The organism is Prevotella herbatica (genome assembly GCF_017347605.1).
Lineage (GTDB): Bacteria > Bacteroidota > Bacteroidia > Bacteroidales > Bacteroidaceae > Prevotella > Prevotella herbatica.
The window spans coordinates 1294568-1305897 of record NZ_AP024484.1; the positions used below are offsets into that span (position 1 = coordinate 1294568).

General features: G+C 37.9%; 6 protein-coding genes. All 6 read right to left on the reverse strand.

The window, feature by feature from the left end; genetic code table 11:
- Window positions 1–4 precede the first annotated feature (4 nt).
- Genes prwr041_RS04860 through prwr041_RS04885 form a run of 6 tightly spaced genes read right to left on the reverse strand, consistent with a single transcriptional unit; the run spans window position 5 to window position 11291 of the window.
- The gene (locus tag prwr041_RS04860; RefSeq protein WP_207155583.1) at window positions 5–1597 is read right to left on the reverse strand and encodes a rhamnogalacturonan acetylesterase; all 1593 of its coding nucleotides are present in this window, start codon (window positions 1595–1597) and stop codon (window positions 5–7) included.
- A 58-nt stretch (window positions 1598–1655) separates the two neighbouring features.
- Complete coding sequence (locus prwr041_RS04865) at window positions 1656–2798, reverse strand: rhamnogalacturonan acetylesterase (protein ID WP_207155584.1); 1143 nt, start codon at window positions 2796–2798, stop codon at window positions 1656–1658.
- Window positions 2799–2847: 49 nt separating this feature from the next.
- A complete protein-coding gene (locus prwr041_RS04870; RefSeq protein WP_207155216.1) occupies window positions 2848–4662 on the reverse strand; it encodes a rhamnogalacturonan lyase in 1815 nt (604 codons plus the stop codon).
- Between the two features lie 21 nt (window positions 4663–4683).
- A complete protein-coding gene (locus prwr041_RS04875) occupies window positions 4684–6408 on the reverse strand; it encodes a RagB/SusD family nutrient uptake outer membrane protein (protein WP_207155217.1) in 1725 nt (574 codons plus the stop codon).
- 21 nt (window positions 6409–6429) lie between these two features.
- Window positions 6430–9228, reverse strand: a complete 2799-nt coding sequence (locus tag prwr041_RS04880) for a SusC/RagA family TonB-linked outer membrane protein (protein ID WP_207155218.1) — start codon at window positions 9226–9228, stop codon at window positions 6430–6432.
- Window positions 9229–9269: 41 nt separating this feature from the next.
- Window positions 9270–11291, reverse strand: a complete 2022-nt coding sequence (locus prwr041_RS04885; RefSeq protein ID WP_207155219.1) for a RagB/SusD family nutrient uptake outer membrane protein — start codon at window positions 11289–11291, stop codon at window positions 9270–9272.
- Window positions 11292–11330: the final 39 nt, after the last annotated feature.

The window sequence follows — 11330 nt, forward strand, 5'->3', positions numbered from 1 at the left end:
ACATTTATTTTAAATAACTAGCAAGTTTACTATGTATAGCTTTCAGACCCTTAGCAATATTGTTTGCGTTTGTCTTAGCACCCAAAAGTGAAGAGTGGGTGTGGTCATGATTATAATACTTATCTGCCTTTTCTTTACTTCCACATTTCTTATCAAGATAATCAGCCATAATGTTATGCAGGTCAACAAACTCAACTCCAGTCTGGCTGACAACCTCACGATACCACTTTCCATAAGTATCGTTACGGCGTTCTATCTTTCCATTGCTCCATTCATTACGTGGTGTGAGAGAAACAAGGATTGGTGTTGCACCCTTCTCACGAACATCATCAATAAACTTCTTCAGATACCAACCAAAGCTATAAACCAATTCATAAGTACCATCCTTAGCTGATTTATATACATGACATGTATCAGCAGCTCCAGGAATTACACCACGTTCTTTATCCTTGTCTATACCACCAATATCATTATGACCAAATTGTATAAACACGAAGTCTCCAGGTTCCAGTGCATTATACACCTTATCCCAACGACCCTCATTCAGATATGTACGTGTAGAGCGTCCTGCTTGAGCGGCATTATAACATGTTATTTTCTTTTTATCGAATACGGTATAAGCCTGAGAACCTAGTCCCCACATACCATTTTTGTCCTTATCAGTATTCTTAACAGTACTGTCTCCTGTAAACCATACAACAGGTTTACCCTTCTCTCGCTGAACTTTATACGCTGGAAGTTCTACAGTAAGCATCATATTCTGAAGCGGTTTCAATGCTGGATTATCACTCATGGCAATACCTTCCGCTGCGCTTCGGGCATTCATCATTGCACCAAAACGGCTACCATGAATATGATCTCCATAGAAGAAGTACTTTTCTTTCCATTTACTGTAACCATCAAGTTGCTCTCCTGAGATTTCATTGAGGTCAATAAAAGGAACTCCTTCTTCGGCAGCAACCTGCATCAGCCACTGTGTGTGTATTTTCCTAACAATCTTTCCAGTTTTCTCGTCATAAGCATCACGTGGAGTAAGACTCATCAGAATAGGCTTTGCACCTACAGCACGACAATCACGAATGAAACGACGCATATATTCACCATAAGTATAAACAGTTTCTTTCACTCCTGTTTCCTTTATAGTAACATTCAGAGAATCATAACCAACTCCTGGAATACTAGCACGAGCACGTCCACTGTCATAAGGACCATTATCATTATGACCAATAGAGATTATAACCCAGTCACCAGGCTTAAGAGCTTTTCTTACATCTGGCCACAACTTGTTATAAAATGTTCGGCTGCTTGTTCCACCCAAAGCTTGATTCTCAACGGTTATCTTATTCTCGTCAAAAAACGAATGGGCAAAAAATCCCCAGCCCCACTGTCCATTACTACCATTGCCTAAAGTTCCATTACGCATTGTAGAATTACCGACAAGAAACAATACAGGATTGTTTCCTTTACGGCTACTTCCAGCAGGAATACGTGCAGTCTCAGCTTTATTGAGACTGTCAAGAGTTAAATCAACTACATGATTGACATCTGCCAAAGGTTTTGGCACATTATTCTGAGCCATTGAAGGCAATGCCAACATACAAAGTGCTGTGATAAATAATTTTGTTTTGATTATCATCGTTCTATTATCAAATATTTTAATTTCCATCAGGTTTTATAGTATCACTAACAGGAGCAGGATACCATACAAATTTATTATAATCATCTGGAGAAGAAGGATCATAATCTTTCCAATCATTACGAAGATAATTAACCATAGGAAGATTAAGTTGCTTCATCCCCATAATAACCATTTTGGCTACTTCGTAAGCACCATAAGGGTTAAAATGAGTATTATCGGCAAGAGCCTTGTCCTGTCCTTTGAAAGTTCCAGCAGGATAATGCACTAGAGCCTTCTTGCTATTTTCAAATCCCAAGGTTTCGAAAAAAGTACGAGTCATATTATGAAGTTCGATCACTGGTACATTTTCACGATGAGCTACAGCACGCATTGCATCTGGATAATCGCCATGAGTTTCTTGTATGCGAACTTTTGCGGCATCGAAGCTACGTCTTTGGGTTGGAGTTACAAAGATGATATTACCACCTTTAGCACGAACTTCATCAATAAACTTTTTCAGATTATATGAGAAATTATACCAAGCTCCTGCACCAGGTCCTTTCTCTTTCTGATCATTATGTCCAAATTCACACATGACATAATCACCTTTCTTCATCATACATAATATCTTATCAAGACGGTTTCCAGCCAAGAAACTACCAGCTGTCAATCCACTTTCTGCATGATTGCTAATTGAGACATTTGGTCCAAACCAACGCGGTATCATCTGTCCCCAACTAGCCCAAGGCTCTTTGCTTTGATCAACAACCGTCGAATTACCACATAAGAATACAGTAAGAGCTGTTGTATCTGGTTGTATCTTTATGCTCTTCACACATGGATTAACACCATTAAACTCAAGAGTAAGACTATCATCCCAATCAAGATAAGATTTTTCTCTTTCTTTTAGAATAACCTTCTTGGTGTCACTGATTCTTGGAGAACGCTTGTTTACGATGAACTCATAAGTTTTGAATTGTCCTTTTAACGTTGGGCAATTCTCTACCATTAGTCTTCGTGACTCTGCACGCACGGTAGTTATAGCCTTCTTTTTACGTGATCCAAGTGTAACAGTTACCTTATAATTACCGTCAGGCACCTTTACTGAAAAGTAAAACGGTGTTTCAGACTGCTTTGATAATTTAAAATTCATTTCTTGTGCAACAGCAGATACTGTCATCGCAAAGATAATGAATAATGAGAATAAACGCTTTGATATTTTCATATTTCTAGAATTTAGATTCCGCACCAAAATAAAAGCCTGTCTCTGGTGGTTGATTATAACCAGAGTTTTCTGCAGCTACACCAAGTCTATAAGGAACATCCTCCTCAAGACAATTTATACGATGGGTAGTAGGTATCGTTGAAACATAAAGTCGAAGTTCGCTGCTAGCTACATCACGTGTAAGTATTTCTTCACGCCAGTCACCTAGTATATCAGCACTCAGACATGGATTTGACTTTGTTCCGTTATTAAACTTACAGAATTTAAGCTGCTGCAACGTATATGTTCGTCCAGCTTTCCAATCATATTTAAGCACACGCTCATGGTCAAGCAATTCACGTAGCAGATCTCCATCCCACCAAATTCCAAAGTTAGTAGAACGAACTCTTCCATTAAGAATTTCACCTTTTACATTACGCAGACCTTTACTGTCGGCACTCCACATTTCCAATCCAGGATTAGTAGGGTCAATATCAGCAGCCATACAACGACCGACATCTTCATTACTCGGTATTTGGAATTTTACTTTACCTGTAGCTGCATCGCGGAAATCACTTCCGTCACGACGGTTTTCATGACAATCCCATACTTGCAGTTTGTCTGAGTTTGGATAAAAAGCTGTAAGATGAATGGCATCACCATGTCCCATGTGAGTATTATATAAGCCAGTACCATCATTATCAATAGCAACAGAACCCAATGTTATTTCGTCACAACCATCACCGTCAACATCTGCAACTCTTATGTTGTGATTGCCATTTCCTCCATAATCTTTCCATTTAGGATTATTTGTATCAAAAACCCAATGCTGTTTAAGTTCTTTCCCATCCCAATCCCATGCTGCAACTACGGTACGGGTATAATATCCTCTTATGAATATAGCACTTGCATGCACGCCATCAAGATATCCAACTCCTGCTAGATAACGTTCAGATCGATTAGCATGGTCATCTCCCCAGTCTTCAACTTTACCACGCGAAGGTACATAATTGACAGTAGAAAGAGCTTTTCCGGTCAATCCGTCAAAAACTGTAAGATATTCATTGCCATGCTTTATTATGCCCCTCCATTTATTCTCTGCTGTCTCACGCCAATCTACATTTGGATCACCGATAACATTTCCTAATCCATCTACAGTTCCATCGCAAGTTCTCATCATAACTTCTGCCTTGCCATCACCGTCAAAGTCGTAAACCATAAACGGAGTATAATGAGCACCAGAACGAATATTCTTGCCCAAATCAATACGCCACAATTGCTTTCCTTCCAATGTGTAACAATCAAGATATGTATTGCCAGTGTATCCACTCTGAGAGTTATCATGAGAATTTGTAGGATCCCATTTTAGAATAATTTCATATTGTCCGTCCCCATCAACATCGCCGATACTTGCATCATTTGCAGTATAGTCATATCTCTGTCCATCAGGAGTTATTCCACCTTCCGGTTTGTTGATCTTTATTGGAATATAATCATTTGGAGAATTAGCTTTCAACAAATATTTTCCATCAACACTTCCTCCTTTTACCGTATACTCGACATTACCATTAACACGAGCGGTATCAGTGAAGAATGTTGCACCTGTTATCTTCTTTTTATTTATTTTAATACCATTACGATATAAATCAAAACCACATTTGCTATTATCTTCACGCAGCATGCGCCACGCTACAGCTACATCTCCATTACTTTGGCGAATTGCGACCAATCCACGATTAAGATTTTCGTGTATCATCTTCCCCCAAATATATCGTGGCTGAGCATAAGCGCCAGCCACGATAAGTAGAGATAGTAAAGATAATAATATTTTTTTATTCATATTATTCATTATAAGTCAAATCTATTTCCATCCAGGATTCTGTGTAAGGTTGCCATTCTTAAGAATTTCTGTCTGTGGTATCGGGAAAAGATACATTTTGTCATCCCACTGACGAGTCACTGTGTTAGGAGTATAAGAAATAGATCCATCAGCATTCTTCGTAAGTTTCATTTCCTTTATTTCCTTGAAATACTTGTCTGCTTCCTTCCAACGACGTACATCCCAAAAACGATGTCCTTCAAAGGCTAGCTCAACAAAACGCTCATTGGTGTATTTTGCCCAGAAAGCATCATTGCCCATACCTATAGGGAATTGTGGCATTCCTGCACGAACACGAGTCTTACTTGCTGCTTCTCGTGCCGACATTGGGAATTCTGCAGATGTAGCATCAGCACTACCAAGATACTTAAATACAGCTTCAGCATAGTTTAGATAGAATTCTCCCAAACGGAAAGTAACCCAAGTATGATAATCAACTGAATATTTACTATTTGCAGTAAGATTAATTGCCCCGTGACACAATTTCTTCACATAATAACCTGTTAAAGTTCCACCAGAAATAGGCTGTGCGTTTACACCACCATAAAAAGTTTCAAGTTTAGCTTTTTGATATGTTGGCCATACATCACCGTTCTTAGCAACCGTAGCATCCAATCGTGGATCACGACCAGCATAAGGATTTGACTCTACATAACCACTTCCTGTATCATGAATTCCAAGTCCGGTAGCCTTCATGTCATAAGCATCAACTAGATTCTGAGTAGGACAGTTTCCGCCATTTCCACCTTCTATACCAATAGGATAGTTGCGACTTTCAAATGTATTTGAAGCACCATTTGAACCAGAACCATATATACGTCGTCCAAAAATAATCTCCTTTGTTATATTTGCATCTTTCCAATTAGCAGTAGACCACAAATCAGCATAATTAGCTGTAAGATCCATGCCCCTTTGCTTGCATTCATCAAGAAGCTGCTTCGTATATAGCGCAGCTGTATGATAACGCTCCTTATCACCTTGTGGATTAAATAAAGGACTAGCCCAATACAATGCAGCACGTGCCTTTAATGCCAAAACTGTAATGCGACTAGCACGACCATTATCATTTTCTGAAGGCAAGTTGAAATCTGAAGGATTCTTAACAATACTATCTTGTACAAGATTACACTCATCAATAATAAATTTGAATGTTTCGTCAGATGTTGCTCTTGAAGTTTTATTTGTAACATCAGTAGACTGTACTTTTGTTATCAATGGTACACCACCATACTGCTTTGCAAGATTAAAATAGAAATATGCACGCCAGAAACGAGCCTCCCATTTATAATTCTTATAACGTGCCATCTGTTCATCATAATCAGAGTTCATCTCATAATCTGGGAAAGTAAGTCCAACAAACTTTTCCATAACCTGATTACAAATATTGATACCCTTATACATGCTACCCCATACAGAATTCTTTGCATTGGTAGCACTCCATGCTCCATTAAAGAAGTCATCAATAGAAGTTCCACTCACAGAAAATTCAGATTCATCAGTAGTACTACCCATGATAGCACTTCCGTAGCTACCATAATCATAATCGATAGTATTATATATATCTGTCATAAAGCCACCAACATTGTTGAATGTCTTTGATACATAATCCTTATCATAAATATTGTACTCGTTATAGTCCATCTTGTCATTGCATGAAACAAGAGCAAGAACAGCAAGCGAAGAACAAAGTATATTATTTAGTTTCATATTTTCACTCGTTTTTATTTATTAGAATGTAACTGAAAGACCTGCAACAATGCTTCTTGTCAATGGATTTGTCGCACCATAAGACTCTGGATCTGAAACATCCATATGGTCAAGACTGAACAAGTCTGTTCCACGAACGTAAACCTTAGCTCCATTAACGAAACCTGTTTTTTCAAGCAGAGACTTAGGCAAGTTATAATAAAGTTCGATGTTACGAAGTTTAAAGAAAGAACGGTTTACCAACCATAAAGTACTTGTCTGATAATTATTTGCATTATTCTCATTACTTAAACGAGGGAACTTTGCGTCCTGATTGGCTGGAGTCCAACGATTATCGTAATAATACTGTGATATTGTCGTATTATTTATAAGAGGCCAATACATACTCTTTGTATTGAGTACGCCTGAATAAAGACCCGTCCCCTGGAAAAGACAATAGAAACCAAAGCCTTTATATTCAGCACCTAGATGCAATGAATAATACATACCAGGAGTCGTACTATGACCGATTGCACACTTATCATTGGCATCGATAACATTATCACCATTTACATCAAGATATTTGATATCACCAGGCTGAACAGTAGAGAAATTCTGCTTAGGGCTTGCTGCTATATCAGCAGCGTCTTTAAATAATCCTATAGCCTTCAAACCATATATCTGACCAAGTTGATGACCAGTCTGTACAAGGTTACTGTAAAGACGAGGCTCTTCATATTGTTCCTGAATCTTATTATGGTTATAGTTGAAGTTACCACCAATGTTAAACGTCACCTCACTGATTGTCTTATTGTAATCAAGTCCGATTTCAAAACCAGAATTATCAACAATTCCACCATTTTCATAAGGAGCATCCTGACCAATAACATCAGTATATTTACCGTCAGAAGATACCCATATATTATTATGACGTGTAAAATAACCTTCTAAAGTTACATCTAACCCGTGGAAAAGAGTAGCCTCAATACCTACATTATACTTATAAGCTTTTTCATGAGAAGGATGCTCTGTAGCATATCTATCAAGACTTGTACGACCAAAAGAAGACTGCCATGTTTCATTAAAAGGATATGTCCCGCCTGTCATAGTATACTGCTGAGTATAATATGTCCATGTGTTGTTTGGCAAAAAGTCCGCATTAATGATACCAGCAGAAGCACGTAGCTTCAAGAAGTCTACCCAAGAAATATTCTTCATGAATTTTTCCTTTGATATAATCCAAGCTGCAGACAAAGTTGGAGAGAAGTTCCATTTTGTACTTGGTGCAAGTCTACTTGATCCAGATTCCACAAGAGCTAAATCTGCAAAATAACGATTTTTAAAACCATAATGAGTGTACCAAGACGCATCCTGACGATAAATTACTGTATTTATACCGTTTGTTTCCTCATACTCATAATCCCATTTTAGTTGAGAATATACAGAATGATTGCCAAACGTATTATTATAGTTAAATCCACCATCAAAGTGGAAACGCTTGCTGAAACTATTTGTTGTGGCACCATCGCCCATAGCAGTATCAGCACCTCCAGTAAATAAATTACCAGGTGTTGCTGTTCCATCAGTTGCCCAAGTTGCACTATTCATTCCATATACATAACCTTTGCTGTGGTTTTCCAATATATTTGAAGTATTATCATAAGATACTCTTAATGTTGCAGCTAAACCATCCAACCAATCAGATAGATTCTGAGTAAGAGTAGCATCTGAGAAAAGAGTTTTTGAATGATTTTTCGCGTATGCTGCGCCTGCACTTTGAGCAACAGGATTTACAGTTCCATCCCATGTAGAGTTACCACCCCAAATACCGTTATCATTCTTTATTGGGAACGCTGCTGATGGAACAGAATAGATCATATCCCAAATATTTGCAGAATTACCAGGACGGCTAGCTTCAGCTAAAACGCCAAGGAGATTTACGTTAAATTTTGTTGTTTCCGAGAGGTCTATATCCAAATTTGTACGAAGATTACCCTTCACATATTTATTCTGTGTTGAATAACCATCATTCATATCAAAATTCTTAATGAATCCCTTATCTGAAATAAGATCAATCATTGTATAGTAGCGGAATTTCTTCGCACCACCACGGAACTCAATATTGAATTTATTAGTTACGCCAGTATTGCGGAATGCTTCATCAACCCAATTTACATTAGGATACATTGTTGGGTATGTACCATTTTGAAATGCAGCAATTTCAGCATCAGAATATTTGGCAGCTAATCCATCATTACCACGTGCCTCATTTACGGCCTGTGCGTAAGTAGATGCATCAACAAACTTAGGCTTGTTTGCCATAAAGTTCCACAAATGATCATAAGTAAACTTTATTTCCTGTGAATTGTACTTACCATGTTTTGTTTTTATCAAAACAGCGCCATTTGTACCCTTATATCCGTACAATGCAACAGCAGCTGCATCTTTCAATATCTGTATAGATTCAACTTCTTCTGCAGTTATATCATTAATATCACGCTCTATACCATCAACAAGTATTAATGGTGAGCTACCAGATAGACTTTGCAATCCACGAACGTAAAACGTTGGATTATATGCAGCATAATTACCTGAATTCTGCAAAGATATAAGACCAAGTCCCTGTCCTATAATTGAATTACCGATATTCTTATCACTACGCTTATCTACTGTTTTATTGGTAATAATAGAAACAGCAGCCGTAGACTGTTCACGTGAAAAATTCACGTTGGCACCAACATCAACTAATTGGTCCTTGAATACAGTTGTATCTTTCTGTGCAGCAGCCGGCAAGCCAAGGCTTGCCAACATTGCCAACACTAATATATTATTCTTATTCATTATAGCTATTAACTTATTAAATGTTAACAATTAACTTTAAATTACCAACCAGGATTTTGAGTTAAGCCATATCCCTTGTTAACTTCTGTCTGAGGGAATGGCTCAAGATACCATTTTGGATCATAACCAGACCACCATGTACGAGATTGTCGTGACTCAAACTTTTCGTAATCAAAGTGTGTAGGCTCGTAGAAACCAGGGTTAAGATTACTACCCTTATCTGTCTTCTTATCACCATTCCACCATTGTGTATTGGCATTTTTTATATCATTCACATGAACCCATTTTCCATCAACCTTTCTTAATCGATACATTTTTAGACCATGTAACTTCTGTGAAAGAACTTGTTGTCCGAGTTTATACCTCTTAATATCAAAATAACGAGAATTACTCATACCAAGTTCACAAACACGTTCACGAAGGATCTCACTTAACAAGTTTTCCTTGTTTGAAGTCAAGTCCTCACCAGGATTACATTCAGCCAATCCCTTGAGACCTACACGTGAACGAATTTTGTCAACATATTGCAAAGCACCAGTAAAATTATCATCTGCTTGTAACAATGCTTCCGCATAAGTAAGATAGAAATCATTCAAACTTAGTACAACCCACTGAGGTTGAGCACGTAAATATACATTATTTGTACCTGTGATATATTTGTTGTTACCATATCCAGTAGCGAAATAACCACTTTCTGTAGAAGGACCGTTCAACGCACGTGAACCACCATCCCACAACTCGAAATTATTACCACTCATTGTTCCTGAGTTCAAAGAAGATGTTTCAAGGTCACCATTCACCATTACCGTTTCATAAAGACGTGGATCACGAGTATATGTACGATGCTGCAGTTCCTGTTTTGTTGCGATAGTATCACCCTTAACAAACATTTGATCTAATTTTCCTGCATTTTCAGTCGCAGTCCAATTAAATGGTTTTCCGTCTGCCCAAGGGAACATTTCAACATATTCCTGCGTTGGAGCATAAGAATAACGTTCATTCAATCCACCACCAAGCTGTGTCCACATAAATTTCGTGTCTTTACCAAAAGAAGATACACGTGTTGCAAATATCACTTCAGGACTATTCTGATTTACGTAACCATAGCGGAATGCATAGCGATACCCCTCAATAGTCTTTGAAGCTGGTTGAACAAGAGAATAACCTCCATTTGCATTCAACTGCTGCAAGAATTCCTCACATGCAGTCTTGCAGCGTGTCCAACGATCTTTACTATAGTTTCCATACCAAACTGGACTACTGTCAGTTATTGAATAAGTTGAACCATAATATGGTTTATCAGAATTGAACAAAGGTGAAGCCGCGAATTGCAGAATCTGACATTTCATAGCCATAGCTGCTGCTTTTGTCCATCTACCTGTTTCCGAAGTAGGGTCTTCGGGTGTCCAAGGTAAAACTTTAGAAGCCTCATCAAGTAAACCAACCATAAAGTTTACAGTCTCTTCAACAGATGCACGTGGCAAATCATAAGAAGTCTCACCAACGTTAAAACTGCGTTTTACGATAGGAAGACCACCGTACATTCTAAACAGATTAAAATATGTAGAAGCAATAAGGCATTTAGCCTCTGCTTTCATCTGCGTTTTTTCAGTTTCCTCCATGTTTGGAGTCCTACCAATATTCTCCTGAAGCAAATAAGCAGAGCGTATCAGTTCCCAACAATTCTCATTCAAATAACCAAAAACAGAAGAACTACCAGAGGTAGCATTCAACTGTCCTGAATAATATGTTTGAAAAACTGATGATTGAGTGAAATGCAATTGCCAACAGTCTGTTAGAGCATCAAACTTACCATTCCAATAACTCGCAGAGCTATGAGAACTTGTATATGGCAAACCATAATATTGCAGAGCATAAGCACCGACAAGGAACTGTCGCGTATATTCAGCATTATTAAATACAGTATCTTTTGTTGCATCAGTACCAGGAGCCTTGCCAAGGAATTTATTACCAAAGGCAATATCATCTGTACAAGAACCAAATCCTAAGGCTAAAGACAAAGTCAGGAATGCTCCAATAAATGTCTTATTATTTAGTTTCATAATTAATTTGCGTTATTTATTATTTTAGGCAAAATCATT